This window comes from Janthinobacterium sp. 1L-D-8-B-C4, from assembly GCF_057291295.1.
Genome location: NZ_JBXAVX010000001.1, coordinates 601,025 through 626,975 on the forward strand (window position 1 = coordinate 601,025; position 25,951 = coordinate 626,975).

General features: G+C 61.6%; 24 protein-coding genes. 8 read left to right on the forward strand and 16 right to left on the reverse strand.

What is annotated here, in order from left to right; translation table 11 throughout:
- The first annotated feature begins 1 nt into the window (after position 1).
- The 3 genes from nadA to AC0Z42_RS02890 are packed head-to-tail and all read left to right on the forward strand — an operon-like array spanning position 2 to position 2,774.
- Positions 2-1,135: a quinolinate synthase NadA gene (gene nadA, locus AC0Z42_RS02880; RefSeq protein ID WP_485466715.1), complete on the forward strand. Its 1,134-nt coding sequence runs from the start codon at positions 2-4 to the stop codon at positions 1,133-1,135.
- Positions 1,132-1,998, forward strand: a complete 867-nt coding sequence (gene nadC, locus AC0Z42_RS02885) for a carboxylating nicotinate-nucleotide diphosphorylase (RefSeq protein WP_485466716.1) — start codon at positions 1,132-1,134, stop codon at positions 1,996-1,998. Before nadA ends, nadC begins: the two co-directional genes overlap by 4 nt.
- Positions 1,998-2,774, forward strand: a complete 777-nt coding sequence (locus AC0Z42_RS02890; protein WP_485466717.1) for a substrate-binding periplasmic protein — start codon at positions 1,998-2,000, stop codon at positions 2,772-2,774. The genes nadC and AC0Z42_RS02890 overlap by 1 nt, the downstream gene beginning before the upstream one ends.
- A 3-nt stretch (positions 2,775-2,777) precedes the next feature.
- Here the strand turns inward: AC0Z42_RS02890 and ypfJ are convergent, their stop codons facing one another.
- Positions 2,778-3,674, reverse strand: coding sequence for a KPN_02809 family neutral zinc metallopeptidase (gene ypfJ / locus AC0Z42_RS02895; protein ID WP_485466718.1), 897 nt, complete (start codon positions 3,672-3,674; stop codon positions 2,778-2,780).
- A 112-nt stretch (positions 3,675-3,786) separates the two neighbouring features.
- Complete coding sequence (locus tag AC0Z42_RS02900; protein WP_485466719.1) at positions 3,787-6,309, reverse strand: excinuclease ABC subunit UvrA; 2,523 nt, start codon at positions 6,307-6,309, stop codon at positions 3,787-3,789.
- A 103-nt stretch (positions 6,310-6,412) separates the two neighbouring features.
- On the opposite strand from AC0Z42_RS02900, the gene AC0Z42_RS02905 reads away from it, so the two are divergent.
- Positions 6,413-6,760, forward strand: coding sequence for a nuclear transport factor 2 family protein (locus AC0Z42_RS02905; RefSeq protein ID WP_485466720.1), 348 nt, complete (start codon positions 6,413-6,415; stop codon positions 6,758-6,760).
- 54 nt (positions 6,761-6,814) lie between these two features.
- Here the strand turns inward: AC0Z42_RS02905 and AC0Z42_RS02910 are convergent, their stop codons facing one another.
- The 6 genes from AC0Z42_RS02910 to AC0Z42_RS02935 form a co-directional block, all read right to left on the reverse strand.
- On the reverse strand, positions 6,815-7,591 hold the full coding sequence (locus tag AC0Z42_RS02910) for a peptidylprolyl isomerase (RefSeq protein ID WP_485466721.1): 777 nt from the start codon (positions 7,589-7,591) through the stop codon (positions 6,815-6,817).
- A gap of 88 nt (positions 7,592-7,679) precedes the next feature.
- Entirely contained in the window at positions 7,680-8,459 is a 780-nt protein-coding gene (locus AC0Z42_RS02915) for a peptidylprolyl isomerase (protein WP_485466722.1), read from the reverse strand.
- A gap of 114 nt (positions 8,460-8,573) precedes the next feature.
- On the reverse strand, positions 8,574-8,867 hold the full coding sequence (locus AC0Z42_RS02920) for a BolA family protein (protein WP_485466723.1): 294 nt from the start codon (positions 8,865-8,867) through the stop codon (positions 8,574-8,576).
- On the reverse strand, positions 8,864-9,493 hold the full coding sequence (locus AC0Z42_RS02925; RefSeq protein ID WP_485466724.1) for a septation protein A: 630 nt from the start codon (positions 9,491-9,493) through the stop codon (positions 8,864-8,866). Before AC0Z42_RS02925 ends, AC0Z42_RS02920 begins: the two co-directional genes overlap by 4 nt.
- 67 nt (positions 9,494-9,560) lie before the next feature.
- The gene (gene msrB, locus AC0Z42_RS02930) at positions 9,561-9,962 is read right to left on the reverse strand and encodes a peptide-methionine (R)-S-oxide reductase MsrB (RefSeq protein ID WP_485466725.1); all 402 of its coding nucleotides are present in this window, start codon (positions 9,960-9,962) and stop codon (positions 9,561-9,563) included.
- 9 nt (positions 9,963-9,971) lie between these two features.
- Positions 9,972-11,450 carry a protein adenylyltransferase SelO gene (locus AC0Z42_RS02935; RefSeq protein ID WP_485466726.1) on the reverse strand — a complete coding sequence of 493 codons (1,479 nt, stop codon included), beginning with the start codon at positions 11,448-11,450 and terminating at the stop codon, positions 9,972-9,974.
- A gap of 189 nt (positions 11,451-11,639) precedes the next feature.
- Here AC0Z42_RS02935 and AC0Z42_RS02940 point away from each other — a divergent pair, with 189 nt between their 5' ends.
- Positions 11,640-13,286: a 3-(methylthio)propionyl-CoA ligase gene (locus tag AC0Z42_RS02940; protein ID WP_485466727.1), complete on the forward strand. Its 1,647-nt coding sequence runs from the start codon at positions 11,640-11,642 to the stop codon at positions 13,284-13,286.
- Between the two features lie 115 nt (positions 13,287-13,401).
- Here the strand turns inward: AC0Z42_RS02940 and AC0Z42_RS02945 are convergent, their stop codons facing one another.
- The 4 genes from AC0Z42_RS02945 to AC0Z42_RS02960 all read right to left on the reverse strand — a co-directional run bounded on the left by AC0Z42_RS02945 (position 13,402) and on the right by AC0Z42_RS02960 (position 17,959).
- Positions 13,402-14,904 carry a chemotaxis protein CheW gene (locus AC0Z42_RS02945; protein ID WP_485466728.1) on the reverse strand — a complete coding sequence of 501 codons (1,503 nt, stop codon included), beginning with the start codon at positions 14,902-14,904 and terminating at the stop codon, positions 13,402-13,404.
- The gene (locus AC0Z42_RS02950) at positions 14,891-15,424 is read right to left on the reverse strand and encodes a chemotaxis protein CheD (RefSeq protein ID WP_485466729.1); all 534 of its coding nucleotides are present in this window, start codon (positions 15,422-15,424) and stop codon (positions 14,891-14,893) included. Before AC0Z42_RS02950 ends, AC0Z42_RS02945 begins: the two co-directional genes overlap by 14 nt.
- Complete coding sequence (locus tag AC0Z42_RS02955) at positions 15,425-16,249, reverse strand: CheR family methyltransferase (protein ID WP_485466730.1); 825 nt, start codon at positions 16,247-16,249, stop codon at positions 15,425-15,427.
- A gap of 63 nt (positions 16,250-16,312) precedes the next feature.
- Positions 16,313-17,959 carry a methyl-accepting chemotaxis protein gene (locus tag AC0Z42_RS02960; RefSeq protein WP_485466731.1) on the reverse strand — a complete coding sequence of 549 codons (1,647 nt, stop codon included), beginning with the start codon at positions 17,957-17,959 and terminating at the stop codon, positions 16,313-16,315.
- 540 nt (positions 17,960-18,499) lie between these two features.
- Between AC0Z42_RS02960 and AC0Z42_RS02965 the strand changes: the two genes are divergently transcribed.
- A complete protein-coding gene (locus tag AC0Z42_RS02965) occupies positions 18,500-20,587 on the forward strand; it encodes a 3-hydroxyacyl-CoA dehydrogenase NAD-binding domain-containing protein (protein WP_485466732.1) in 2,088 nt (695 codons plus the stop codon).
- Between the two features lie 49 nt (positions 20,588-20,636).
- Here the strand turns inward: AC0Z42_RS02965 and AC0Z42_RS02970 are convergent, their stop codons facing one another.
- The gene (locus AC0Z42_RS02970; RefSeq protein WP_485466733.1) at positions 20,637-21,473 is read right to left on the reverse strand and encodes an alpha/beta fold hydrolase; all 837 of its coding nucleotides are present in this window, start codon (positions 21,471-21,473) and stop codon (positions 20,637-20,639) included.
- A gap of 144 nt (positions 21,474-21,617) precedes the next feature.
- Positions 21,618-21,857, reverse strand: coding sequence for a DUF2798 domain-containing protein (locus tag AC0Z42_RS02975; protein WP_485466734.1), 240 nt, complete (start codon positions 21,855-21,857; stop codon positions 21,618-21,620).
- Between the two features lie 107 nt (positions 21,858-21,964).
- Between AC0Z42_RS02975 and AC0Z42_RS02980 the strand changes: the two genes are divergently transcribed.
- Positions 21,965-22,864: a LysR family transcriptional regulator gene (locus AC0Z42_RS02980; protein WP_485466735.1), complete on the forward strand. Its 900-nt coding sequence runs from the start codon at positions 21,965-21,967 to the stop codon at positions 22,862-22,864.
- On the opposite strand, the gene AC0Z42_RS02985 is transcribed toward AC0Z42_RS02980, so the two are convergent.
- Positions 22,861-23,628, reverse strand: a complete 768-nt coding sequence (locus tag AC0Z42_RS02985) for a nucleotidyltransferase domain-containing protein (RefSeq protein WP_485466736.1) — start codon at positions 23,626-23,628, stop codon at positions 22,861-22,863. The genes AC0Z42_RS02980 and AC0Z42_RS02985 overlap by 4 nt on opposite strands.
- A gap of 204 nt (positions 23,629-23,832) precedes the next feature.
- Here AC0Z42_RS02985 and AC0Z42_RS02990 point away from each other — a divergent pair, with 204 nt between their 5' ends.
- Positions 23,833-24,036 carry a hypothetical protein gene (locus AC0Z42_RS02990; protein ID WP_485466737.1) on the forward strand — a complete coding sequence of 68 codons (204 nt, stop codon included), beginning with the start codon at positions 23,833-23,835 and terminating at the stop codon, positions 24,034-24,036.
- An 87-nt stretch (positions 24,037-24,123) separates the two neighbouring features.
- Here AC0Z42_RS02990 and AC0Z42_RS02995 read toward each other — a convergent pair whose 3' ends face one another.
- Positions 24,124-25,824, reverse strand: coding sequence for an MFS transporter (locus AC0Z42_RS02995; protein ID WP_485466738.1), 1,701 nt, complete (start codon positions 25,822-25,824; stop codon positions 24,124-24,126).
- Positions 25,825-25,951 lie beyond the last annotated feature (127 nt).

Consider the following 25,951-nt stretch of genomic DNA (forward strand, 5'->3'; position numbering starts at 1 on the left):
CATGCAAACTCTAGCCATCAAATCCGTCGAGTACGAACATCCGCAAGACGGCGCCAGCTGTACCGCCCACGCCTGGGCGCGTACGCCAGCCACGCCTTCCCCGTCTGAAAAAACCGAACTGATTGCCCGCATCAAGCGCCTGCTGGTCGAGCGCGAAGCGGTGCTGGTCGCCCACTATTATGTCGACGCCGACCTGCAGGACCTGGCCGAAGAAACCGGCGGCTGCGTTTCCGACTCGCTGGAAATGGCGCGCTTCGGGCGCGACCATCCTGCAAAAACGCTGGTGGTAGCCGGCGTGCGCTTCATGGGCGAAACGGCGAAGATCCTGAGCCCGGAAAAAACCGTGCTGATGCCCGACCTGGACGCCACCTGTTCGCTCGACCTCGGTTGCCCGGTCGATGAATTCACGGCCTTTTGCGACCAGCATCCCGACCGCACGGTGGTGGTGTATGCCAATACCAGCGCGGCGGTCAAGGCGCGCGCCGACTGGATGGTAACGTCCTCGATCGGCCTCGATATCGTCGCCCACCTGCATGCGCAGGGCAAGAAAATCCTGTGGGCGCCCGACAAGCACCTGGGCTCCTACATTCAGAAAGAAACCGGCGCCGACATGCTCCTGTGGCAGGGTTCCTGCCTGGTGCACGACGAATTCAAGGGCATCGAACTCGACCTGCTGAAGGAAGAGTATCCACAGGCCAAGGTGCTGGTGCACCCGGAGTCGCCGGCCAATGTGGTCGCGCTGGCCGACATGGTGGGCTCGACCTCGCAAATGATTGCCGCCGCGCAAACGATGGACAGCGACACCTTTATTGTTGCCACCGACAATGGCATTTTGCACAAGATGCGCGCCGCAGCGCCCGGCAAGCGCTTTATCGAAGCGCCCACGGCCGGCAACAGCGCTACCTGCAAAAGCTGCGCGCATTGCCCATGGATGGCCATGAACGGCCTGCGCAACCTGGCCGAGACGCTTGAAAACATGCAGAACGAAATTCATGTCGATCCGCAAGTGGGCCAGCTGGCCGTGCGTTCGATCAACCGCATGCTCGACTTTGCCGCCGCCAAAAAGGCCGGCGTGCAGCCAGGCGCCGACCTGGCCAAGGAAGCTCAACTGTTTCAAGGAATTGGTCCCGCATGAGTACTCTCGTAAATTCTTTTGCCCCGTTTGACGCCGCCCTGGCGCGCGCCTTTGAAGCCAACCTGCTGGCCGCGCTGATGGAAGACGTGGGCCAGTGCGACCTGACTGGCGAGCTGGTGCCGCCCGACGAGATCGTTACCGCGCGCGTGATCGTGCGCGAAGCGGCCGTGCTGTGCGGCGCGCCATGGTTCCAGGGCATCATGCATAGCCTGGACCGCAACATGATCATCGACTGGCATTACGCCGAGGGCGACCTGATGACGGCCGACAGCGTGGTGTGCAGCATCGAGGCGCCGGCGCGCGCCTTGCTGACGGCCGAACGCAGCGCGCTGAACTTTTTGCAGCTGCTGTCGGCCGTGGCGACTGTCACGCGCCAGTACGTCGACGTGATCGCCGGCACCAAAGCGGCGATCCTGGACACGCGCAAGACCCTGCCTGGCCTGCGCCTGGCACAAAAATATGCGGTGCGCGTGGGCGGCGGGCAGAACCAGCGCCTGGCCCTGTACGATGGCATCCTGATCAAGGAAAACCATATCGCGGCCGCCGGCGGCATACGCCAGGCACTCGACAATGCGCGCACGCTGGACGCCGGCGTGCCGGTACAGATCGAGGTGGAAACGCTGGCCCAGCTGCAGGAAGCACTGGATGCCGGCGCCGTGTCGGTGCTGCTGGATAATTTCAGCAACGACATGATGCGCGAGGCGGTGGCGCTGACCGCCGGGCGCGCGCTGCTCGAAGCGTCGGGCGGCATCAATTTTGACACCGTGCGCGCGATCGCCGAAACCGGCGTCGACCGTATCTCGATCGGCAGCCTGACCAAGGATATACGGGCCACCGATTACTCGCTGCGCATCGTCGGCTGATGAACCGGGCAGGGCAGCGCCGCTGGCGCCGGCACCTGCCTGGACTGGCCCTGTTGCCGGTCCTGTTCGCGCCATTGCCGGCGCAGGCGCGTGAACTGCTGGCCGTGGGCGCGCAGTTCGAACGCGTGTTCGACTACCAGAGCAATGGCCAATACCAGGGCCTGGGCGCCGAACTGGTACGTATTCTGGCGGCGCGCACCGGCAATACCGTGCGCTTTCGCATGGTGCCGTGGGCGCGTGCGCAAGCCATGCTGGCCCAGGGCCAGGCCGATATCCTTATCGGCCCGTACAAGGCGCCCGAGCGTTTTGCCAGCATGGCCTTTTCCGAGAAGCCGTTTTACCAGGACCAGATCGTCTTTTATACGCGCCAGGACGCCGGTTTCAGCTGGGACGGCAACTATGCGACATTAAAAAATCGCCGCCTGGTGATGCTCAATGGCTGGGCCTACGGCTCCGACCTGGAACGGGCGCGGCCCACCTTGCACGTCAGCGTGGCCAACAACGTGGAAAATGGCTTGCGGATGCTGGTGCATAACCATGTCGACCTGTTCGTCACCAACCGGCGCAATACCGAACCCGTGGTGGCCCGCCTGGACATGGGCCGGCAAGTCAGGATATTGCCGCGCGTGCTGGAGGTACAGAACGGCTACCTGGCTTTTCCCCGCTCGCCGGAATTCGACCGCCTGCGCCTGCAGTTCGACCAGGAATTCAATGCCCTGGTCGAGAGCGGCGAATTGAAGCGCCTGGGCCGGCGCTTCGAGGTCACCATCCCCTAGGCTTTAGAGTTGCTTCGCTTCAAACGTATTGCACTGCGAAATCCGGCCCGATTCGATGCCCTTGCTGAACCAGCGCACACGCTGCTCGGAAGTGCCGTGGGTAAACGAATCGGGCACCACATGGCCTTGCGCCTGGCGCTGCAGCGCGTCGTCGCCGATCGCCGTGGCCGCCTTCAGGGCCGCTTCCACGTCACCCTGTTCCAGGATCTTGCGCTCGGCATTGGCGTGATAGGCCCACACGCCGGCAAAGCAGTCAGCCTGCAGTTCCAGGCGCACCGACATGGCGTTGGCCTGGCGCTCGGTGGCCGTGCGGCGCGCATTGTCGACCTTTTCGGACAGGCCCAACAGGTTCTGTACATGGTGGCCCACTTCATGCGCAATGACATATGCCTGCGCAAATTCGCCCGACACCTTGAAACGCTGCTGCATCAAGTTGAAAAAATCGAGATCGAGATAGACTTTCTGGTCGCCGGGGCAATAGAAGGGCCCGGTAGCGCTCTGGCCGGTGCCGCAGGCGGTCGGCGTGCTGCCTGAAAACAGCACCAGCTTGGGCCGCACATAGCTGCCGCCTTCGGCCTTGAACAGGGTGGTCCAGGTATCTTCCGTATCGGCCAGCACAGTTTTCACGAAGCGCGACATCTCGTCGTCCACCGGCGGCTGCCGGGTTTGCTGCGTCGGTGCCTGCGTCTGGGTGGTGACCTGGCCGCCACCGCCGCCGCTCAGCAGGCTGAGGATGGTCATCGGATTGACGCCCAGCACCCAGCCGCCGACCAGCGCGATGACGATGGTGCCGATGCCGATCGAGCGCCCGCCGAAACCAAAGCCGCCACCACCGCCCCCGCCGCCTTCGCCACGGCGATCCTCCACATTGTCGCTCTCGCGGTTGCCTTCCCATTTCATGATGTTTGCTCCTGTTACCCGGGTATTTGTTGATGCCGCGCACAATGTGCCGACACGTTTTGTGATTCCAAGTTGATATTATCCCAGCAAATGCTGGCCGGCAGTGTTCCGCTCAAGCGAGGGCTCTGGCCAGGTATGGCGCCGTGCGGCTGCCCCTGGCTTTTGCCACCGCTGCTGGCGGCCCGCTGGCCACCACCAGGCCGCCATCGTCGCCCGCGCAGGGGCCGATATCGATGACCCAGTCGCTGGCCGCCAGCACCCGCATGTCGTGCTCCACCGCAATGACTGTATTGCCGGCCGCCACCAGGGTGTCGAGCTGGGCCACCAGGCGGTCGATGTCGGCCGGGTGCAGGCCGGTGGTCGGCTCATCGAGGATATACAGGGTGTTGCCGTGGCTGCTACGCTGCAGTTCGGTGGCCAGTTTCACCCGCTGCGCCTCGCCGCCCGACAATTCGGTGGCCGACTGGCCCAGCCGCAAATAGCCCAGGCCCACCTCGGCCAGCACCGACAGCGGCCGCTCCAGCGCGGCTTCACCGGCGAAAAAGTCCAGCGCATCGTCCACCGTCAGGCGCAGCACTTGCGCGATATTCTTGCCGCGGTACTCGACTTTCAATGTGTCCGCGTTATAACGCGCGCCGTGGCAAACGGGGCAGGGCGCATACACGCTGGGCAGGAACAGCAATTCGACCATCACTTGCCCTTCGCCTTCGCAGGTGGCGCAGCGGCCCTTGCTGACATTGAACGAAAAACGTCCCGCGTCGAAATGGCGTTTCTTCGCTGCCGGGGTGGCTGCAAACAGCTTGCGCACATGGTCGAACAGGCCCGTATAGGTGGCCAGGTTCGAGCGCGGCGTGCGGCCGATCGGCTTCTGGTCGACCGTGACGAGACGGCGCACATGCTCCAGCCCGCTTGCAATGCGCCCGCCCGTGGGCAGCACTACGGGCGCCAGCGGCGAGTCGTCATCGGATTCGGCGCTGACGGCCTGGCCCAGCTGGTTGGACACCAGTTCCACCAGCGCCTGGCTGACCAGGGTCGATTTGCCCGAACCGGACACGCCCGACACGCTGCACAGCACGCCCAGTGGAAACCGTGCATCGAGTCCACGCAGGTTGTTGCGCGTGACGCCTTCCACCGCCAGCCAGCCGGCGGGCGTGCGCGGGGTGCGCTGCGCCGGCTTGCCTTCGTCGAACAGATAGCGGCGCGTCTGCGACTGTTTGACGTCGCGCAAGCCCTCCGGCGCGCCACTGTAGAGAATCTGGCCGCCGTGCTCGCCTGCCTGCGGCCCCACGTCGACTATCCAGTCCGCCTGCGCGATCACGTCCAGGTCATGCTCCACCACGAAAAGGGAATTGCCCGAGGCCTTCAGGCGCGCCAGCGAACGCAGCAGCGCTTCGGTGTCGGCCGGATGCAGGCCCGCCGACGGCTCGTCCAGCACATACACGACGCCAAACAGGTTCGAGCGCACCTGCGTGGCCAGGCGCAGGCGCTGCAATTCGCCTGGCGACAGCGTGGGCGTACCGCGGTCCAAGCTCAGGTAACCGAGGCCCAGATCCAGCAGCACCTCGAGCCGGCCCGCCAGGTCCTGCGCGATGCGCTGGGTGACGATGGCTTTTTCCGGATGCGCGCGGCTGTCGCTTATGGTGGCCTTGCCCGTGACATAAGGGGCGAACAGCGCTGCCAGCCTTGCCAGGCTCAGGCGCGACAGCTCGGCGATATCGAGGCCGGCAAAGCGTACCGACAGCGATTCCTGGCGCAGGCGCTTGCCCTTGCAGGCCGGGCAGTCGGCGCCCAGCATATATTGCGCCACGCGCTTTTTCATCTGCGCGCTGGGACTGGTGGCAAAGGTTTGCAGCACGTATTTGCGCGCGCCCGTAAACGTGCCCATGTAGCTCGGCGGCAGCTTGGCCTTGAGGGCTGCCTTGGTCTCCTTCGGCGTCAAACCCGCATATACCGGTACCACCGGCTGCTCATCGGTAAACAGGATCCAGTCGCGCACTTTTTGCGGCAGTTCGCGCCACGGCGTATCGACGTCATGCCCCAGGGTGGTCAATATGTCGCGCAGATTCTGGCCATGCCAGGCGGTGGGCCAGGCGGCAATCGCGCGTTCGCGGATGGTGAGCGTGTCGTCCGGCACCATTGAATGCTCGGTGACTTCATACACGCGGCCCAGGCCATGGCATTGCGGGCAGGCGCCTTCGGCAGTATTGGGCGAAAACGACTCCGCATACAGCAGCGGCTGGTCCTTGGGATAGTCGCCGGCGCGCGAATACAGCATGCGCAGCAGGTTGGCGACTGTCGTGACGCTGCCCACCGACGAGCGCGTGGTGGGTGCGCCGCGCTGCTGCTGCAGGGCCACGGCCGGCGGCAGGCCGTCGATGCTGTCCACTTCCGGTACCGCCATCTGGTGGAACAGCCGGCGCGCATATGGCGAGACCGATTCAAGATAGCGCCGCTGCGCTTCGGCGTACAGGGTGCCAAAGGCCAGCGAGGACTTGCCGGAGCCGGACACGCCGGTGAAAACCACCAGCGCATCGCGCGGGATATCGACGTCGACATTCTTCAGGTTATGCTCGCGCGCACCGCGCACGCTGACGTGGCCGGGCAGGGGGGCGGATGGTGAGATCGTTCGGGACATGAAAGCTGGCCTCGTCATTGTAAAAGGCCAGTCTGGCAGTGGCGAACAGGCTTGTCCGTTCCCCCACGCACATTATAGAATTTGCCATTCCTACAGGAGAACCATGAATACTTTCACTCCCACCGACATCGTGCAAGCCCAGCTCGACGCCTACAATGCCCACGACGTGGATGCGCTGCTTGCCATCTACGCCGATAACGTCCAGCAGTTCCAGCATCCCGACACCTTGCTGGCCGAAGGCAGCGCGCAGATCGCCGCCCGTTTTACGGCCCGCTTTGCCGCCAGCCGTCCGCAGGCCAAGCTGCTCAACCGCATCGCCTGCGGCAAGCTGGTGATCGATCATGAGATCGTCACCAGCGTCACGGACCAGGGTGCGACCGAACAGGAACTGGTGGCGACCTATGAAGTGGTCGATGGCCGCATTGCGCGGGCCTGGTTCAGTTTCGCATAAGCACTTACCATAAAAAAAGCGCTCCGAAGAGCGCTTTTTGCGAGCAGGGTCAAATTACTGAACCTTGGCTTTTTTCATCAGTTCGTCGCGGTAGGCGGCGAGTTTTTTCTGTTGAATCGATTCAGAGACCTGGCCTTTGACTTCTTCCAGTGCCGGCAGCTTGGTCGGACGGGTTTCTTCCAGCTTGATCACGTGGAAGCCGAATTGCGACTGCACCGGCGTTTGCGTGACCTGGCCTGGCTTCAGGGCCACCAGGGCGTCAGCGAATGGCTTGACGTAGGAGTTCGGGCTGGCCCAGTCCAGGTCGCCGCCATTGGCTGCGGAGCCGTCTTTCGAGACCTTGGCCAGTTCTTCGAACTTGGCGCCGCCCTTGAGCTTGGCGATGATGTCTTTCGCTTCGGCTTCGGTTGCTACCAGGATATGGCGCGCATGGTATTCCTTGTCGCCGGCCTGTGCCTTGAACTTGTCGTACTCGGCCTTGATTTCAGCATCCTTGACCGGGTTTTTCTTGACGTAGTCGGCCAGCAGGGCATTGATGATGATGCTCTGGCGTGCGTTGTCGAGCTGGGCCTTGATTTCAGGGCGGGTGCCATAGCCTTGCTTGTCGGCTTCCTGGATCAGCACTTCGCGGCCGATCAGGTCTTTCTTGATGGCTTCGCGCAGTTGCGGCGAATCTGGTTGCTTGCCCTGGGCGACGACTTGCTTGACGACCTGGTCGACGCGCGATGCCGGAATGGCCTTGCCATTGACGGTGGCGACGTTTTGCGCGAAAGCTGGCACGGCAGCAACGGCAACCAAAGCAAGAATCAGGCGGGCTGGCTTCAAAATCATGTTTATTCCTATAAAAATACAATAACGATGTTAGTTCAAACGCACAATACACGACCGGCGCCGAAAGGGGCGCCGGGGTGGTTGGTTCTTATTGAACCTTCGCTTTTTTGATCATGTCTTCCTGGTAAGCCTGCAGTTTTTTCTGCTGCAGCGCTTCGGAGATCTGTGGCTTGACTTCTTCCAGGGTCGGCAGTTTTGCCGCGCGGGTGTCGTCGAGCTTGATCACGTGGAAGCCGTTAGGCGTTTGCACCGGGGTGTCCGTGACCTGGCCTTTTTGAAGTTTCACGAAGGCGTCCGAGAACACTTTCGGGAAGGACGAAGGCGCTGCCCAGTCCAGGTCGCCGCCGTTGTCGGCCGAACCCGCATCTTTCGATTGCTTGGCCAGGTCTTCGAACTTGGCGCCGCCCTTGAGCTTGGCGATCACGTCTTTCGCTTCGGCTTCCGTGCCGACCAGGATGTGGCGCACATGATATTCCTTGTCGCCGGTCTGGGCCACGAAACGATCGTACTCGGCCTTGATATCGGCGTCGCTGACCGGATTCTTTTTCAGGTAGTCACCGACCAGGGCATTGATGACGATAGCCTGGCGTGCGTTCTCGATTTGCAGTTTGACAGCCGCATCTTTACCGAAACCCTTGCTTTCCGCTTCCTGCATCAGCACTTCACGGCCGATCAGGTCTTTCTTGATCGCCTCGCGCAATTGCGGCGAATCCGGCTGCTGGCCTTGGGCGACGACTTGCTTGACGACTGCATCAACGCGCGACGATGGGATAGCCTTGCCATTTACAACGGCAACATTTTGCGCAAAAACAGGTACAGCGGCTACGGCGAGTAGTGCGATCAGCAAGCGGGCTGGCTTAAAAGTCATTATTAAATCCTGTTAGGGAAAGTTTCGTAAAAAACGCATCAAAATTTTTGTGTTTATCGCGTTTGCTGCAGCGTCATGCCGGATCACCGGCCTACGCCAAAAACGCCATCCATATCATGCTTCGGAGGGCGCCAATGCGACAATAGCCAATGCATGGATCTCATTATGCATCATATCGTGCACGGAATCATACACCAGACGATGGCGCATGACGAGCCTGAGCCCTTCAAATTTGCTGGAAATAATGCGTACATTGTAGTGGCCTCCGCCAGAGGCGGCGCCGGCATGGCCGCGGTGGCTGGCCGAGTCGTCTTCAAGCACGCATTCCACAGGCGACAGCGCCGCTTCCAGGCGGGCGCGGATGCGTTCCATGCGCGTCGCCGGCGAGTTGTTCAGTTCGGTACTCATGCGTCTTCCTTGATATGTTTGGACAGGAACAGGGTTTGCGCGACGATAAAGGCAAAGAAGATGCCGGTGGCGCCAAACGCCTTGAAGCTGACCCAGGCCGCCATGTCGCCCTTGTACAGCACGAAGGCCACGAACAGGTTCAGTGCGCCGATGGCGCCGAAGAAAATGATCCAGGCCGCCAGCAGCTGGTTCCACACGGCATCGGGCAATTGCACTTGCGCTTCCATGGTCTTGCGGATCAGGTTTTTCCTGAAGCCCACATGGGCGATCAACAGGGCCAGGCCGGACAGCCAGTAGATCAGGGTCGGCTTCCATTTCAGGAAGAAATCGTCGTGCAGGTAGATGCTGGCGCCGCCGAACACCACGAAGATGAACAGCGACAGCCACAGCATGCCGTCGACCTTGCGTCCGCGCAGCAGCAGATAGCTGACCTGGCAGGCGGTGGCGACGATGCCGACCAGGGTCGCCAGTACCCACGGCGCCTGTTCGGGCTGGATCACGCCGCCGGAAACGATGCCGGACAAATACTGCTGCACGAAGTCGTGCGTCGCCGTTTCATACATGCCGCCCAGTTTGAAGGCGGTGAAGAAGGCGATCAGCGGGAAGAGGTCGAAGAGAAATTTCATGACAAGACTTTACTATGGTCAACAAAAAAGCGCCTTAGGAATGGCTTAGGCCATCCCCGTGCTTTGCTCAAGGCTGCGGATCGAAGCGCAAGGAGGCGGAATTGATGCAATAGCGCAGCCCTGTCGGCGGCGGACCGTCCGGAAATACGTGGCCCAGGTGGGCGTCGCAGACGGCGCAAATGATTTCGGTGCGCACCATGCCATGGGTGCGGTCGACGATTTCCTTCACATTGGCCGGATCGAGCGCCTGGAAATAGCTGGGCCAGCCGCAGCCGGAGTCGAACTTGGTATCGGAGGCGAACAGCGGCGTATTGCAGCACACGCAGGTATAGATGCCGTGTTCATGGTGATCCCAGAACTTGCCCGTGAAGGCGCGTTCGGTGGCCGCATGGCGCGTCACCTGGTATTCCATGGTGTCGAGCATGGCACGCCATTCGGCGTCGGTTTTTTGTACTTTGCTGGTGGTCATGTTGACTCCTTAGGAAGAGCAGCTTACTTCAAGATGGCTGGCCCAGTCGGGCGGCAGGGCCGCATAGTGCTGGTGTTCGGGCTGTTCGTCAAATGGCTTTTGCAAAACCGCCAGCAATTGCGCCACTTCCGAGTAGTCGTGCTGCTGCGCCTTGTCGATGGCGACCTGGGCCAGATAATTGCGAAGCACGTATTTGGGGTTGACCTGATCCATTGCAAGCTTTCGCAACAAATCGTCGCTCTGTTCCAGCACCAGGCGCGCGCGGTACTGCAGAGCCCAGCCATCGAACGCCGGGCGATCGATGAACATGTCGCGCAGCTCGGTGTCATGCTCGGGCGCGCCGACCTGCAGATTGCCCAGGGCACGGAAGAAATTGGTAAAGTCCACATGGTTGGCCTGCATCACGGCAAACATCGCGTCGAACAACTGGCTGTCGCCGTCTTGTTCCGTACGCAGGCCCAGCTTGGCGCGCAGCAATTCGTTCATTTTGGACGCAAACGCCGGCTCGTAGCTGTCGAGCGCCGCCTGTGCCAGGGAAACTTCGCCGATCAGCGGCAGCAGCGCCTGGCCCAGCGCGTAGCAGTTCCAGTGCCCCACCTGCGGCTGATTCGCATACGAATAGCGGCCCTGGCTGTCGGTATGGTTGCAGATATGCTCGGCGTCAAACGCTTCCATGAAGCCGAACGGGCCGTAGTCGAGCGTGAGGCCCAGGATCGACATATTGTCGGTATTCATCACGCCATGCATGAAGCCGACCGCCTGCCAGTGCGCGATCATGTGCGCCGTGTGCACGCAGACTTCCTGCAGCAGCGCCTGGTACGGGTTGCCATGCGCGCGCAGTGCCGGGTAAAAACTGTCGATCACATAATCGGCAAGGATTTTCAATTCATCGGGTTTCTTGCGCGAGAACCAGTGTTCGAACGAGCCGAAGCGCACGAAACTGGGCGCCATGCGGGTGACGACGGCGGCCGTCTCCACCGTTTCGCGCATGATGCCCTGCTGCGAGCCCATGATGGCCAGCGCGCGCGAGGTGGGAATGCCGAGCGCGGCCATTGCTTCCGAACACAGGAATTCGCGGATCGACGAGCGCAGCACGGCGCGCCCGTCGCCCATGCGCGAATACGGCGTGGCGCCGGCGCCTTTCAATTGCAACTCCATCGGGCCAGCGGGCGTGGCAATATCGCCCAGCAAAATGGCGCGGCCGTCGCCCAGCTGGCCGGCCCACACGCCGAACTGGTGGCCCGAATACACGGCGGCCAGTGGCTGCGACTGCTGGGCAACAGTATTGCCGCTCAATAGTTCCACGAAATCGGCTTCGGCCAGGCGCGCCGCATCGAGGCCGATGATGCTGGCCGCTGGCGCGCTGGCGGCGACAAAATACGGCGCAGGCAGCGGGGTCGGCATCAAACGCGTGTAGAACGCGGGCGGCAGGGCCGCAAAGCCATTGTTCAGGGGCAGGGTCGATGCGCTAATGGGTGTTCCAGTCATGTTGAGCTCGCAGGCAGTTGCAATAGGCGAAACGGCGATTTTACCGCAGCGCGTGGTTCTCTGCGGCGCGCTGCAAAACGGAACCGCGCATTCCATGTTGCGGCGCAATATCGAAATGCGTTGACCTGAATAGCACGAGCGGTCAAAACTGGGCGGAGTTAGTTAAACCTTAAGAGTCGAGGAGACGCGATGTCGGTATTTCAGGTCAGTCCGGTGATGGGCCAGATGATGAATCAGCCCCTGTTGATTTCCAGCATAATCGAATTCGCATCGCGCCACCATGGCGCCAGCGAGATCGTCTCGCGGCGGGTGGAAGGCGACATGCATCGCTATACTTATCGCGATTGCCACCAGCGCGCGCGGCGCCTGGCCAATGCCCTGCATGGTCTCGGTGTCGGCATGGGCGACCGCGTGGCCACCCTCGCCTGGAACGGCTACCGTCATCTGGAAGCGTATTACGCCGTGTCCGGCTCGGGCGCCGTGCTGCATACCATCAACCCGCGCCTGTTTCCCGACCAGATCGCCTATATTTCCAATCATGCCGAAGACCAGGTGCTGCTGTTCGACCTGACTTTTTTGCCGGTGGTGGAAAAAATCGCCGCCAGCTGCCAGTTCGTGCGCCATTTCGTGCTGATGTGCGACCGCGACCGCATGCCGGAAAGCACCACCATCCCCGATTTGCTGTGCTACGAGGACCTGATCGCCAGCCATTCCGACCAGTACGAATGGCCGCTGTTTGACGAAAACGCCGCCGCCACCCTGTGCTACACCTCGGGTACCACCGGCAACCCCAAGGGCGCGCTGTATTCGCACCGCTCGACCGTCTTGCATGCCTACGCCTCGGCCATGCCCAGCGGCCTGAACGTGCGCGCCTCGGACACGGTGTTGCCGGTGGTGCCGATGTTCCATGTGAACGCCTGGGGCCTGCCGTATTCCGTTCCCCTGTCCGGCGCGCGCCTGGTGTTTCCCGGCGCGGCGCTCGACGGCAAGTCGCTGTACGAATTGTTCGAAGCGGAAAAAGTGACGTTTTCAGCTGGCGTGCCAACTGTCTGGCTGGGCCTGCTCAACCATGTGCTGCAGAACCAGCTGACGTTTTCCACCTTCCGCCGCACCGTGATCGGCGGCGCGGCCTGTCCGCCGGCGATGATGGATACCCTGATCGACCAGTTCGGCGTGGAAGTGATCCACGCCTGGGGCATGACGGAAATGTCGCCGCTGGGCACTACCGGCGGCCTGCTGGCCAGGCACCTCGACTTGCCGAAAGACCAGCAGCGCAAGATATTGCAAAAGCAGGGCCATGCGATCTATGGCGTGGACATGAAGATCGTCGATGACGATGGCAAGGAGCTGCCGTGGGATGGCAGCAGCTACGGTCATTTGATGGTGAAAGGACCGTGGATCATTTCATCGTATTACAAGGACGAGGGCGGCGACGTGCTGCAGGACGGCTGGTTCCCGACCGGCGACGTGGCCACTATCGACGCCGATGGCTATATGCAGATCACCGACCGCAGCAAGGATGTGATCAAGTCGGGCGGCGAGTGGATCGGCACGATCGACCTGGAAAACCTGGCCATGGCGCACCCGGCCGTGCTGCAGGCGGCCTGCATCGGCCTGTTCCACCCGAAATGGGACGAGCGCCCGGTGCTGGTGGTGGTGCAGCGGCCCGGCATGACGGTCTCGCGCGCCGAGCTGCTGCAGTTTTTCGATGGCAAGATCGCCAAATGGTGGACCCCGGACGACGTGCTGTTTGTCGACGCGTTGCCGATGGGGGCGACCGGCAAGATCCAGAAGAACAAGCTGCGGGAGCAGTTCAAGGGGCATAGCTTGGTTTGATAACCCGTGCATTCAAGGCATGTAGGTCGGATTAGGTCCGCAGGACCGTAATCCGACGCCATTGTTGGCGCGGCCGGTGGTGGTGTCGGATTACGCGCTTGCGCGCTAATCCGACCTACGCTGCCTCCTGCCCCAGCTTGTCCAGCAGCCGGTCACAGCGAAACACGCTCAAGGTCTGCCGCTGTTCCGCCGTGCCGATATCGATCATCTCTTCCATTTCGCTGCGCAGGTCGTCCTGGTTGCCATTGCGGATCAGTTGCGGCGCCGAAAAGCGCTGGCTGTCGGAAATCGTCATGATGTTGTTCACGGCGTCGACCAGGAAGCCGTAGCGTTCCTCGCCCCGCTCGATGATAAGGATCTTGGCATTGCTTTCGTCGGCCAGCGGCGCCATGCCGTACAGCTGGCGCAGGTCGACGATGCTGATCATTTGCTGGCGCAAATTCAATATGCCGCGCATGAAGGAGGGCAGGCCGGGCGGCCTGGTGATGGCGCTGCTGACATCGATGATTTCACGTACCTGCTTGATTTCAATGGCAAACGGATTTTCCACCGTAAAAGTGATGTAGACCTGGCGCTGCGCCTTGCGCGTGGCGGCGGCCTCTTCCTTGGTCGGATACAGCCGCGCATGGCCCTGCTGCATCTCTACAATTTCGGCGTGCGACAGGATTTCACGGTGGTCAAGCACGATGATGTCGCCCACGCCGTCTTTCGAGATGCAGCCGGCAAACATGGCGGCGCGCGCGCGGCTCAATAGCGGTATCGGCAGCACCTCGTCGCTAAAGTAATGGACGATGCTGTCGACCGAATCGACCAGGAAACCCACGGTGGCGTCATCCAGGCGCACCACGATCACGCGCTGTTCCAGCGACGCCCCGACGCTGGTGCCAGGCGCCTGCAGCAGGGCGGCAAAGTCGACCACCGCCACCTGGCTGCCGCGAAAATGCATGCGGCCCAGGCACAGCGCGCTGTTCAGTATGGAGCTGTGCAGCTCGGGCACGCGGATGATTTCCTGGATCGCCGCCATGTCAAAGGCAAACGCCGAGCCGGCCGCATGAAAGCTCACGCACTGGCGCCGTTCGCGCTGCGCCAGCAGGCGCGCGGCCTGCTGGCCGTTGGCTGCCTGGCGCGCCAGCACTTGCGGCACGTTTTCGATGCGCACCAGGGCCTGCGGATCGAGTATCTGCAGCAGCCGAGCGCCGTCGTCCAGCAAGATGGTGCCGGCGACTACGGCATGCGCATCGCCGGCCGCATACTGCAGGGCCGAGCGCTGGGCTGGCTGCACGCGCATGATCTCCCCCGTGTCCTGGAACACGATGCCGATCAGCACCTGCTGGAAGTCGAGGATGGCGACCTTGTCGGCGGCAGCAGCAGCGGGCGCACCGGGCCGGAACAGGCGGCCCAGGTTGACCACCGGAATCACGCTGCCGCGCAGGGTGAACATGCCTTCCAGGTAGGCGGGCGAGAGCGGCAGCACCGTCATCTTCGCCGGATAATTGACCACCTCGCGGATGCAGCTGGCGGGCAGGGCGAACTCGTCGCCGCCCAGCCAGAAGGAGCCAAACAGTTCGCTGCTGGCCTGGCGGGCCTGCGCCACCACATTGGCTTCATGCATGTCCATGATGGACTCCCGCATAAGGGTTGACGGCCCGGCCCGGCCGCTGCCCGGAGGCGGCCACATCGGTGACGGCGTAGCTGTGGTCGGCGCAATCGATCAGCAACTGGCGCCCCTGCTGCCCGCCCAGGGCGCAAAAACCCACGTTCAGGCCGCAGCGCTCCAGGTACTTTTGTGCCGCCTCGACGTTTTGCCGGCCCACTTGCAGCCGTGCATTGCGCGCGCCAAACATGCTGGCGCCGCCCGCCAGCACCACCTCGATATCGGGGTAATCGGCTACCCGCACGCCCATCAGGCGCAGCAGCGACGGCACGGCCTGGTTTACATAGCGCGCACCCAGGCTGCCATCGAGCCTTGGCGCTTCCGGCAGCAAGCAATGGGCCAGGCCGCAGCGCCCGCCTTTTTTCCAGAGAAAGCCGATGCCGATGCAGGAACCCAGCAGGGCCTGCAGCTGGTCGTCATGTGCGCCCACGCTCAGCTGGCCCATGCCGACCTGCTTGCGCGGCGTATCGATCGTCAGATTCATCTAGGCCTCGCCTGTCTTGTAAATCATGGGAAACTCGAATTGATAGCCGGTGCCGAGGCGGGCGATCGTTTCCGATTCGCCCAAAATCAGCCGGCCATCGTCCTTCAGGCTGTGGCGTGCCTGGCGCAGCACGGTTTCCTGGTGCTCGGCGTCGAAATAAATCAGCACATTGCGCAGGAACACCACATCGAATTGCTGGGCCGGACGCAACGGTTCGAGCAGGTTGTGCAGCGCAAAGCTGACGTGTTGCCGCAGCTCGTCGTTGACCTGCACGCCATACGGCGAGGCCATGAAGTATTTGCGCAGCAGCTCGGGGTGTGACAGCCGGATGCGTTCGACCGAACGGCCGCTGTACTGGCCGGTGCGCGCGGCGTTCAATATCTGCTGCGAAATGTCGCTGGCCAGGATCTGGTAGCGGAAATCCGGCTGCAGCAACCTGAATTCTTCGCACGCCATGGCGATCGAATACAGCTCTTCGCCGCTGGCGGCAGCAGCCGACCATACTTTCAGGCAGCCGCCCGGATGCTGGCGCGCCCAGGCTGGCAAATAGCGCTCGCCAAAATACTCCCAGATTTGCGGCGTGCGGAAAAACAGCGTGTCGTTGGTGGTCACCAGGTCGATGAAATGGGCGACTTCCTCGCGGTCGCTGCGGACGCGGTCCAGGTAAGCCTGGTAGCTGTGCAAGGAGAGCGCCTGCAGGCGCGGCTGCAGGCGCCGCTCGAGCAGAATGCTCTTGCGCGGCGTCATGGCGATGCCCGTATGCTGGCGCACCATGGCGATCAGGCTGGTGAGAACTTCCGGTGTCAGTGTGGCGGTGTGGCTCATTGCAATGCGGCTCCTAGACAACGAAACCGGAGACGGTCTGGTTCAGGCTGCCGGCGCGGTCGTTCAGGGCATCGGTGGAACGGGCGATGCTGTCGACATTGGCGGCCGATTTTTCCGTTTCCTCGGCGATATACTGGATCGCGGTCGATACTCGCGCGCCGTCAGCAGCTGTTCGTTGGCGGCCTTGGAGATATCGGAAATGGCCAGCGTGGTCTTGCCCACGCCCGAAACGATCTTGTCGAAGGCGTCGCTGGCCTGGCGCGAAATCTCGCTGCCGGTGCTGACCCGCTTGACCGACTCGTTGATCAGTTTGGAAATTTCCTTGGTCGCCTGCGACGAGCGCTCGGCCAGTTTGCGCACTTCGTCGGCCACCACCGAAAAGCCCAGGCCATGCTCGCCGGCGCGCGCTGCCTCGATGGCCGCGTTAAAGGCCAGCATATTGGTCTGATTGGCGATCTCGCTGATGACCTTGACGATTTCGCCGATATCTTCCGAGGAGCGGTTGATCAGGTCCATCGCTTCGATCGACTTGGCCACGGCGCGCGCGCCCGCTTCGGCTTCCTGCTGCGTGGCGCGGGCCAGGTAATCGGCGCTTGAGACGTTCTCGGCGATGGAATTGATGGAAAAGGTCAGTCCGTCGATCGAGGCGTTCATCTGTTCGACGGTGGCGCCCAGCGCCTGCGTGCCTACCGCCACGCCGGTGGCACGCTCGGCGATCGCATGCGAGGAATCGGCAAAGCCGCCAGCTGCGGCCACCACGTTGGCGATCACGCCGCGCAGGTCGACGATCATTTTGCCGATGCCACCAGCGAGCAGGTCGATCGGTTCCTCGCCTTCCTGCACGATGGTGCAGGTCAGGTCGCCCTGGGCCGCGCGCGCCACCGATTCGAGCAGCACTTTGACCTTGCGGCTTTCATCGTGCGATTTGTCCTGGATGCTCGCTTCCAGCCTGACCTGCTCGGTAATGTCGATGGCATATTTCACCACTTTATATGGCTTGCCATTGAGGTCGAGGATGGGATTGTAGGTCGCCTGTATCCATACCACCTTGCCGTTGTTGCCGATGCGCTTGTAGCGGCCGCTATCGAATTCGCCGCGATTCAACTTTTGCCAGAACTTTTTATAGTCGAGGCTGTTGGCATATTCCGCTTCGCAGAACAGGCGATGGTGTTCGCCGAGGATATCGGCCAGCTCGTAACCCATCACTTCCAGGAAATTGGCATTGGCTTCGATCACATTGCCATGCATGTCGAATTCCACCACCGCCTGCGCCTTGCCGATGGCGCTGACCTTGCCTTCATATTCGGCATTGCGCATTTTGACGGCGGTCACGTCGGTAGCGAACTTGATGACTTTATATGGCTTGCCGTCGGCGTCGAAGATCGGATTGTAGGAAGCGCTGATCCACAGCTCGTGGCCATCCCTGGCGACGCGCTTGTAGTCGCCCTGGTCGAATTCGCCGCGCGCCAGCCTGGCCCAGAATTCTCGGTATTGCGGCGTCTTCACATACTCGGCATCGCAGAACATGGCGTGATGCTTGCCCTGCACCTCGTCGAGGGCATAGCCGACCACCCTGAGGAAGTTGTCATTGGCATACAGGATGGTGCCGTCGAGCTCGAATTCGATCACCGCCTGCACACGGTTGATGGCAGTGTTTATCGCTTGTAAGTCCAGATCCTGTGAGTGGCTGACATGGCTGGCTGCGTCCATAATGTTTCCTTGGTTCGAATCAACGTTTATATGTGGAGGGGATTATTGATATGGCCTGCTGAATTACATTGTTACATTGCGTGATAATCTGATGGGCAGTATTTAAATGTGACAATTGGTGAGAATATCGGCAATCCACATTGTATTTGGGTGGATATATTGTGCCATATGCGAGGTAGCATATAAATTGTTGATTTTTATCAATAATTTTATTATTCCTCAGGCTATATGGAAAAACAAGTGACATCCTGAAATAAGAAAAAAAGCGTCGCTATTGAGGATTTTTCCTATAAAAAACAAGCATCCCAGTTAATGCATGCATGTTTTGTATCTTGTGTTTTTCATATTGTTGCGGGTATTAATTTGATAGCCGAAAAGTTCGGCTGGCCGTTTCTGCCTGCCGATAGCGGCGGCCATCCTGTACCATGAGGACCAATAGCGCTCGCCACGACAAAAATAATACGAGCGTTCTTTTGTGCGGTATAGTGAAGCCGCAACGCTTGCCATACCTGAGACACCCAAACCAACAAGGAAGAGACAATGAGCGCCGAGTATCAAGTCAACGGCTCCGTAGCCGTGATCACCCTCGCCAACCCACCGGTCAATGGACTGGGACTGGCTACCCGCACCGCCGCAGTGGCCGGCATCAAGCAGGCGCTGGCCGACGACGCCATCAAGGCCATCGTCATTACCGGCGCAGGCAAGGCCTTTTCGGGCGGCGCCGACATCAAGGAATTCAATTCGCCCAAGGCCCTCACCGAGCCGACCCTGCACACCCTGATCAATGTGGTGGAACAGTCGACCAAGCCGGTGGTGGCCGCCATCCATAGCGTGTGCATGGGCGGCGGGCTGGAGCTGGCGCTGGGCTGCAATTACCGCGTGGCATCGCCCGGCGCGCAGATGGCACTGCCGGAAGTCAAACTGGGCATCTTGCCGGGCGCCGGCGGCACGCAGCGCCTGCCGCGCGTGCTGGGCCTGGAAATGGCGCTCAACATGATCGTCTCGGGCACGCCGGTGGCGTCTGAAAAACTGGCTGGTACAGCCCTGTTCGATGAAGTGACTGCCGCCGGCGCCAATCTGCTGGAAGCGGCCGTGGCGTTTGCCGGCAAGGTGGCCGATATTCGTCCGTTGCCGAAAGTGCGCGAGCGCAAGGTCGATTACCCGAACCACGAAGCGTTCCTGCAATTTTCGCGCAATACCGTGCAGGCGATGGCGGGCCCGTTTCCGGCGCCGCTCAAATGCGTGGAAGCGGTGGCCGCCGCCGTGACCATGAAATTTGACGACGGCCTGAAATTCGAGCGCGAGCTGTTCATGCAGCTGGTGCAGTCGCCGGAATCGAAAGCCCTGCGCCACGCCTTCTTTGCCGAGCGCGTCGCCAGCAAGGTGCCGGACGTGCCGGCCGACACCCCCGTGCGCGCAATCGCCTCAGCGGCCATTGTGGGCGCCGGCACCATGGGCGGCGGCATCGCCATGAATTTCGCCAACGCCGGCATCCCGGTCCAGCTGCTGGAAACGAAACAGGAAGCGCTGGACAAGGGCCTGGCGACGATCCGCAAGAATTACGAAAACACCGTCAAGAAGGGCAAGCTGACGCAGGAAAAAGCCGAGCAGCGCATCGCGCTGGTCACCGGCACGCTGGAGTATGCCGATATCACGCAGGCCGATATCGTCATCGAAGCCGTGTTCGAGGAGATGGGCGTCAAGGAAGCGGTGTTCAGGCAACTCGATGCAGTGATGAAGCCGGGCGCCATCCTGGCGTCGAACACCTCCACGCTGGACCTGGACCAGATCGCCAGCTACACCCGGCGCCCGCAGGACGTGATCGGCACGCATTTCTTCAGCCCCGCCAATGTCATGAAGCTGCTGGAAATCGTGCGCGGCAAGGAGACGGCCAAGGACGTGCTGGCCAGCGCGCTGGCGCTGTCGAAGAAACTGAAAAAAACCGGCGTCGTCTCGGGCGTGTGCGACGGCTTTATCGGCAACCGCATGATCGAGCAGTACAGCCGCCAGGCCGGCTTCCTGCTTGAAGAAGGCTGCTTGCCGGAGCAGGTCGACAAGGCAGTGGAAAAATTCGGCTTCGCGATGGGCCCGTTCCGCATGGGCGACCTGGCCGGCAACGATATCGGCTGGGCCATCCGCAAGCGCCGCTACGTGCAAAAGCCCGACGTGACGTATTCGAAAACGGCCGACCTGCTGTGCGAACTGGGGCGCTACGGCCAGAAGACGGGCGCCGGCTGGTACGACTACAAGGCGGGCGACCGCAAGGCGTATGCCTCGGAACAGGTGAACGCCATGATTGTCCGGCATTCGCACGATATCGGCGTGGAACGGCGCAAGATCAGCGACAAGGAAATCGTCGAACGGCTGGTGTACGCGCTGGTCAACGAGGGCGCGCGCATCCTGGAAGAGGGTATCGCCCTGCGCGCCTCGGACATCGACATGGTCTACCTGACCGGCTACGGCTTCCCCCTGTTCCGTGGCGGGCCGATGTTCTACGCCGATACGGTGGGCCTGCCGAATGTGCTCGATGCGATTGCCGGCTATGCCAGGGGGCGCCATGGCGAAGCGTGGACGCCGGCGCCGTTGCTGGTCAAATTGGCTTCTGAAGGCAAGGGTTTCAATAGCTGATGCTGCTTGAGGGCGAATGAGAAAGGGGCAGATTCATCTGCCCCTTTCTTTATTTCTTCTTCACCACCATCTTCACCGCCTCGTTGACGATCACCGGATTATCCTTCTGGATGTAATAGCCGGCGCCCGTGATGCGCTCGATGGCGGGCGCGCCCAACAGGCGCTGCCAGTCTTTTTCCTGCGCGCGCACCAGCGTTTCGTACGAGCCCATTTCCTCGATGCCGAACTTGTCGCGCACCAGCAGCATGGCCGGCGTGCGCAGCGGCGTTTTCATGTCGACATGCTGCAGGCACTGCGCCTGGGCGTCGAATTCCGCCGTTTCGGTGCTGTTGAACATCAGCTTGCGCCGGGTCTTCAGCAGCACGGCGTAGGTCGAAGCGTCCGTCTGCATGCGCTGCCACTGCTGTGGGTGGGTCGGGTCAAGCAGGATCAGGCCGGCCACGTCCTGCGGATACAGCTTGGCATACACATATTGATACAGCCCGCCCAATCCCTGGCCGACCAGGATATATGGCGGTGTCAAGCCAGCTTGCGCCAGCAGGGCGCGCTGCTGGGCGGCAATGGTGCAGGGGTCGCGCGGGGTGGTGGTCTTCTGGCTGGCGCCATAGCCTGGCCGGTCATACACCAGCACACGGTGGTGTTGGGCCACTTCCGGCACCACACCGGACCACACATCCTTGCCGTCGCCGAGGCCCGACTGGAATACCACCGGCAGTGCGCCCTGGCCGCTCAAGGTGTAGGCGATGGTGGCGTCGGGCAGGACGGCGCTGGCGGGCGGCGCCGGCTTCGGCGAAGACGAGGGCAACATGGAACAGCCGGACATCAACAGCGCTACACTGCCGAGGAGAATGGCGCGCGCAGGGCGGACGGCGGATAGATGCTGCATGAATCTCCTTATTGGTTCACGGATCAGTATGACGACACCCATTATAGGCACATCATACGAATGTGAAAACATTGAAGAGAGTAAATTCCAGTGCCATTGCGTCCAGCGTGCGCTGGCACGCGCTTTCAGCCATCTTGCGCCAGGTCAGGCCGCGCGCTTCAGGCGCAGCACGATATGCCGGCTGATGCCCTGGACATGGGGCGCGAACAGCATCACCGCGCAAAACGCCACCGGCCAGGCGGCCAGGAAGGCATGGCGCCAGCGTGCCAGGAAATCATTTTGCAGGCCGATATTGAGCCAGGTCACCCAGGCGCTCATCAGTAATGTCATCACCAGCGACATCAGGACGGCAAATACAAAACGCAAACGCAGGGCTTCGGACATGGCAGGCTTTAAAAAGTAAACAGACATGCAGCATAATCACTTGCAACAATCTATACTAGACGCATATTTTTAATCTGAAATTCCAAAAATGGAATGATGCGCCTGCCATGTTCGATGATCTAGCCCTGTTTGTCGCCATTGTCGAAGCTGGCAGCCTGAACGCGGCCGCCGCCGCCGAGCAATTGCCGCCCGCCACCGTCACGCGCCGGCTGCAAAAGCTGGAAAGCCAGCTGGGCTACCGCCTGCTCAACCGCAGCGCGCGGCGCCTGCAGCCGACCGCGGAAGGCTGGCTCTACTACGAGCAATGCCGCCCGCTGGTGCACGCGCTGCGCCAGGCGACGCGCCAGCTCGACGCGAGCTTGTCGGCCGTGTCCGGCTCGATACGTGTATTGGCGCCCGTCAATTTCGCCAGCGGCCTGCTGACCCCCGCCTGGGTCAGCTTCATGCAGCAGTATCCCGAGATCCGGCTGGAACTGGAATTGTCGAACCGGCTGCAGGACATGGTCACCAGCGGCGCCGACCTGGCGATTCGTGTCGGCTCGCTCGAGGACTCGTCGCTGATGCAGCGCCGCCTGGGCAGCGCGGCGCTGGTGATGGTGGCCGCGCCCGCCTACCTGGCGCGCGCCGGCATGCCGCAAGACCTGGCGTCACTCGAACAACATGAACTGATCGTGGCCGAGCCGCTGCGTACCTGGCGCTTGCGCCGCCCTGGTGACGGCGCCGAGATGGTGCTGCAGCCGCAGGCGCGGCTGAGGGTCAATGAAATGCGCCTGGCAGTCGAGATGGCGGAGGCGGGCATCGGCGTGTTGCTGTGCCCGCTGCTGCAATGCCGCCAGGAAGTGGCCGGCGGCCGCCTGGTGCGCGTGCTGCCCGACTGGATGCCGCAGCCGCGTCATGTATATGCGGTGTGGACCCAGCGCCGCCATCTGCCCGCGCGGGTACGGGTGCTGCTGGAACACCTGGCGCAGTTTGCCGCAGACTGCCCGGCGCTCAACGACCCGGCCTAGCTTGCCGACTGCGCCTGCAACTGCTGCGCCAGCCAGCCGGCAAACGCGCGCAGGCGCATGACGAATTGATCGTCCGGCACGCTGGCCTGGCCCGCATGGGACATGAAAAAATCGATCTGTTGCTGCATCGCCGGATAATTGCTCAGGAACAGGGCCGCGTGCTGCTCCAGCGTTTGCGGCCACGACGGTTCGTTTTCCGCGCGCAGCACGCTGGTGGCGCGTAGCAGCTTGCGCGCCGCCTCGCGCTGGCGGCGCACCAGTTTGGCCGCGTCCATGGTGTGTTCCCGCAGTTGCTCGATCTCCTGGGCCTGGCGTTCGAGCACTTCGATTACATCGCCATTGACCGCCAGCGCGATGGTGCGCGACGGCGGGAAGGGCGTGAAACAGCGCGACAGGTCATTGCCCCAGATACAGCGGCAGTGGTGCTTGAGCCAGTAACCCCAGCTGTGCAGGTTGCGTGGCGCCAGCGCGTCGATGCGGGTGCCGATATCGAAATCGATCTTGCTCACTTCCGGATGGCGCGCCGCCAGTGCCAGGCGCAGCGCTTCAAGCATGCTGGTGTCGCGCGGCGCAGGCCGGTGGCGCAGGATCAGGGTCACGTCGAGGTCGGATACGCCGGGTGTGGCATTGCCGCGCGCCACGCTGCCGTACAGATAGATGCCATCGAGCAGTTCGCCGGCCTGCGCCAGCAGGGCGCTGCGCAGGTCGTCGATCAGCTCGAGATAGACTGGCTGGAAAGGGCTGCTCGGAGCGGGGGGAATCATGGGCGCTGTAACGGTCATGCGATGTGCTGGCGGTTGAAAAGGCGGACTGTAGCATGCGGCAGCGCAAGAGAGGCCGCTTACCTTTCCAAAATGTAAAACCGAGCGCTTGTACTTTCTGCCATGATCGCGTTAAGATAAAGCTGTCTAGCGGTCTTTATCGTGCAGTCCTTCCGCAGTTCACACCACCATGCCATGAGAGATGCAATGAAATATCTGATCGTTCCCTGTTTGTTGGCCATGACCGGCTGTGAGGTTTTGTATGACGCGAATCGGGACAAGATCGGCGAGTACTGCAACAGCCTCAACAATTTTGATGACCGCAACGCCTGCCGCAAGCGCAACCAGACCAGCTACCAGGAATACGTGCAGCATCGTGACCAGCTGAAGAAGGGCGCCAGCGACAAGTAATTGATTGTTGGTGCATGAAAAAACGCCGCCGGAAGCAATCCCGGCGGCGTTTTTTTGGCACCGGGGCTGGCCGGTGCGCAAAGCACATCAGTCGTTGGCGTAGATATTGTTGTCCTTGGTTTCACGCACGAACAGGGTGCCGATCACCACCGTGGCCAGGGCCACGATGATCGGATACCACAGGCCATAATAAATGTCGCCCTTGAACGCGACCAGCGCAAATGCGGTGGTGGGCAGCAGGCCGCCGAACCAGCCATTGCCGATATGGTAGGGCAGCGACATCGAGGTATAGCGTATGCGGGTCGGGAACATTTCCACCAGCATGGCGGCGATCGGACCGTACACCATGGTGACGTACAGCACCAGGATAAACAGCAGCAGCACCACCATCGGCTTGTTGATGCGGTCCGGGTCGGCCTTGGCCGGGTAGCCCGCTTCCTTGATGCCGGCGCCGATTTCTTTCTTGAAGGCCGCTTCCTTGGCCTTGCTGTCGGCGTCGAAGTTCAGGCCGTCGGCCGTCATCACGGCGTTAAACGAGGTGAATTCCTTCGCGCCGATACGCACCTTGGCTATGCTGCCGGCCGGTGCATCTTCCTTGGTATAGTTCACCGAGCTGTTCGACAGGAAGCCGGTGGCGATATCGCAAGAGGAAGGGAACTTCTTGGTGCCGGTCAGGTTGAACTGGAAGTGGCAGGAGGACGGATCGGCCACCACCACCACGGGCGAATTCTTCAGTGCCGTTTCCAGCTGCGGATTGGCGAAGTGGGTCAGGCCGTTGAAGATCGGGAAGTAGGTCAGGGCGGCGATCAGGCAGCCACCGAGAATGATGTACTTGCGGCCGATGCGGTCCGACAAACCTCCGAAGAACAGGAAGAATGGCGTGCCCAGCAGCAGCGCGATGGCGATCAGGATATTCGCCGTGGCCAGGTCCACTTTCAGGGTCTGGATCATGAAGAACAGGGCATAGAACTGGCCCGTGTACCAGACCACGGCCTGGCCGGCGGTCAGGCCGACCAGCGCCAGGATCACGATCTTCAGGTTGCGCCACTGGCCGAACGCTTCGGTCAGCGGGGCTTTCGAGGTCTTGCCTTCGGCCTTCATCTTGGCAAACGCCGGCGATTCGTCCATCGCCATGCGGATCCACACGGAAATACCGAGCAGCACTACCGATACCAGGAACGGCACGCGCCAGCCCCAGGCTTCGAATTCGGCTTCGCCGGTCGCCAGGCGGGTGCCCAGGATGACCATCAGCGACAGGAAGAAACCGAGCGTGGCGGTGGTCTGTATCCAGGCGGTAAAGGCGCCGCGCTTGCCTTCGGGAGCGTGCTCGGCCACGTAGGTGGCTGCGCCGCCATATTCACCGCCCAGCGCCAGGCCCTGCAGGATGCGCAGGATCACCAGGATGATCGGCGCGGCAATGCCGATCGAGGCGTGGCCAGGCAGCAGGCCAACGATAAAGGTCGAGCCGCCCATGATCAGGATGGTGATCAGGAAGGTGTATTTGCGGCCGATCATGTCGCCCAGGCGGCCAAACACGAGCGCGCCGAACGGACGCACGATAAAGCCGGCGGCAAAGGCCAGCAGCGCGAAAATGAAGGTGGTGGTGGGGTCGCCGATAAAGAACTGCTTGGCGATAATCGATGCGAGCGAACCGTACAGATAAAAGTCGTACCATTCAAAGACGGTGCCGAGCGAGGAAGCAAAGATGACCTTGCGTTCTTCCTTGGTCATCGGCGTCCCTTTGGCCGCAAATTTGCGTACGTCGGCCGAGCCGGATGGTGTTGCCATGGTGTTGTCTCCCTATGTTTTATAGTGAACCGTTGCCGAGGTCTTGCTGACCATTCTTGCAACAGCTAGGGGCAGTCTGTCCCTGGAACCTTACGCGGCGCTTACAACATCGGCCATTTGCAAAGGC

Excerpts from the sequence above, each read along its gene's own strand:
- AC0Z42_RS02940 (WP_485466727.1), top strand. The coding sequence starts at position 11,640 with ATGTCGGTATTTCAGGTCAGTCCGGTGATGGGCCAGATGATGAATCAG.
- AC0Z42_RS02975 (WP_485466734.1), bottom strand. The coding sequence starts at position 21,857 with ATGTCCGAAGCCCTGCGTTTGCGTTTTGTATTTGCCGTCCTGATGTCG.
- AC0Z42_RS02980 (WP_485466735.1), top strand. The coding sequence starts at position 21,965 with ATGTTCGATGATCTAGCCCTGTTTGTCGCCATTGTCGAAGCTGGCAGC.
- AC0Z42_RS02925 (WP_485466724.1), bottom strand. The coding sequence starts at position 9,493 with ATGAAATTTCTCTTCGACCTCTTCCCGCTGATCGCCTTCTTCACCGCC.
- AC0Z42_RS02970 (WP_485466733.1), bottom strand. The coding sequence starts at position 21,473 with ATGCAGCATCTATCCGCCGTCCGCCCTGCGCGCGCCATTCTCCTCGGC.
- AC0Z42_RS02905 (WP_485466720.1), top strand. The coding sequence starts at position 6,413 with ATGAATACTTTCACTCCCACCGACATCGTGCAAGCCCAGCTCGACGCC.
- ypfJ (WP_485466718.1), bottom strand. The coding sequence starts at position 3,674 with ATGAAATGGGAAGGCAACCGCGAGAGCGACAATGTGGAGGATCGCCGT.
- AC0Z42_RS02920 (WP_485466723.1), bottom strand. The coding sequence starts at position 8,867 with ATGAGTACCGAACTGAACAACTCGCCGGCGACGCGCATGGAACGCATC.
- AC0Z42_RS02985 (WP_485466736.1), bottom strand. The coding sequence starts at position 23,628 with ATGATTCCCCCCGCTCCGAGCAGCCCTTTCCAGCCAGTCTATCTCGAG.
- AC0Z42_RS02950 (WP_485466729.1), bottom strand. The coding sequence starts at position 15,424 with ATGAATCTGACGATCGATACGCCGCGCAAGCAGGTCGGCATGGGCCAG.
- AC0Z42_RS02960 (WP_485466731.1), bottom strand. The coding sequence starts at position 17,959 with ATGGACGCAGCCAGCCATGTCAGCCACTCACAGGATCTGGACTTACAA.
- msrB (WP_485466725.1), bottom strand. The coding sequence starts at position 9,962 with ATGACCACCAGCAAAGTACAAAAAACCGACGCCGAATGGCGTGCCATG.
- AC0Z42_RS02945 (WP_485466728.1), bottom strand. The coding sequence starts at position 14,904 with ATGGACATGCATGAAGCCAATGTGGTGGCGCAGGCCCGCCAGGCCAGC.
- AC0Z42_RS02995 (WP_485466738.1), bottom strand. The coding sequence starts at position 25,824 with ATGGCAACACCATCCGGCTCGGCCGACGTACGCAAATTTGCGGCCAAA.
- nadA (WP_485466715.1), top strand. The coding sequence starts at position 2 with ATGCAAACTCTAGCCATCAAATCCGTCGAGTACGAACATCCGCAAGAC.
- AC0Z42_RS02900 (WP_485466719.1), bottom strand. The coding sequence starts at position 6,309 with ATGTCCCGAACGATCTCACCATCCGCCCCCCTGCCCGGCCACGTCAGC.
- AC0Z42_RS02890 (WP_485466717.1), top strand. The coding sequence starts at position 1,998 with ATGAACCGGGCAGGGCAGCGCCGCTGGCGCCGGCACCTGCCTGGACTG.
- AC0Z42_RS02910 (WP_485466721.1), bottom strand. The coding sequence starts at position 7,591 with ATGATTTTGAAGCCAGCCCGCCTGATTCTTGCTTTGGTTGCCGTTGCT.
- AC0Z42_RS02965 (WP_485466732.1), top strand. The coding sequence starts at position 18,500 with ATGAGCGCCGAGTATCAAGTCAACGGCTCCGTAGCCGTGATCACCCTC.
- AC0Z42_RS02955 (WP_485466730.1), bottom strand. The coding sequence starts at position 16,249 with ATGAGCCACACCGCCACACTGACACCGGAAGTTCTCACCAGCCTGATC.
- AC0Z42_RS02990 (WP_485466737.1), top strand. The coding sequence starts at position 23,833 with ATGAAATATCTGATCGTTCCCTGTTTGTTGGCCATGACCGGCTGTGAG.
- AC0Z42_RS02935 (WP_485466726.1), bottom strand. The coding sequence starts at position 11,450 with ATGACTGGAACACCCATTAGCGCATCGACCCTGCCCCTGAACAATGGC.
- nadC (WP_485466716.1), top strand. The coding sequence starts at position 1,132 with ATGAGTACTCTCGTAAATTCTTTTGCCCCGTTTGACGCCGCCCTGGCG.
- AC0Z42_RS02915 (WP_485466722.1), bottom strand. The coding sequence starts at position 8,459 with ATGACTTTTAAGCCAGCCCGCTTGCTGATCGCACTACTCGCCGTAGCC.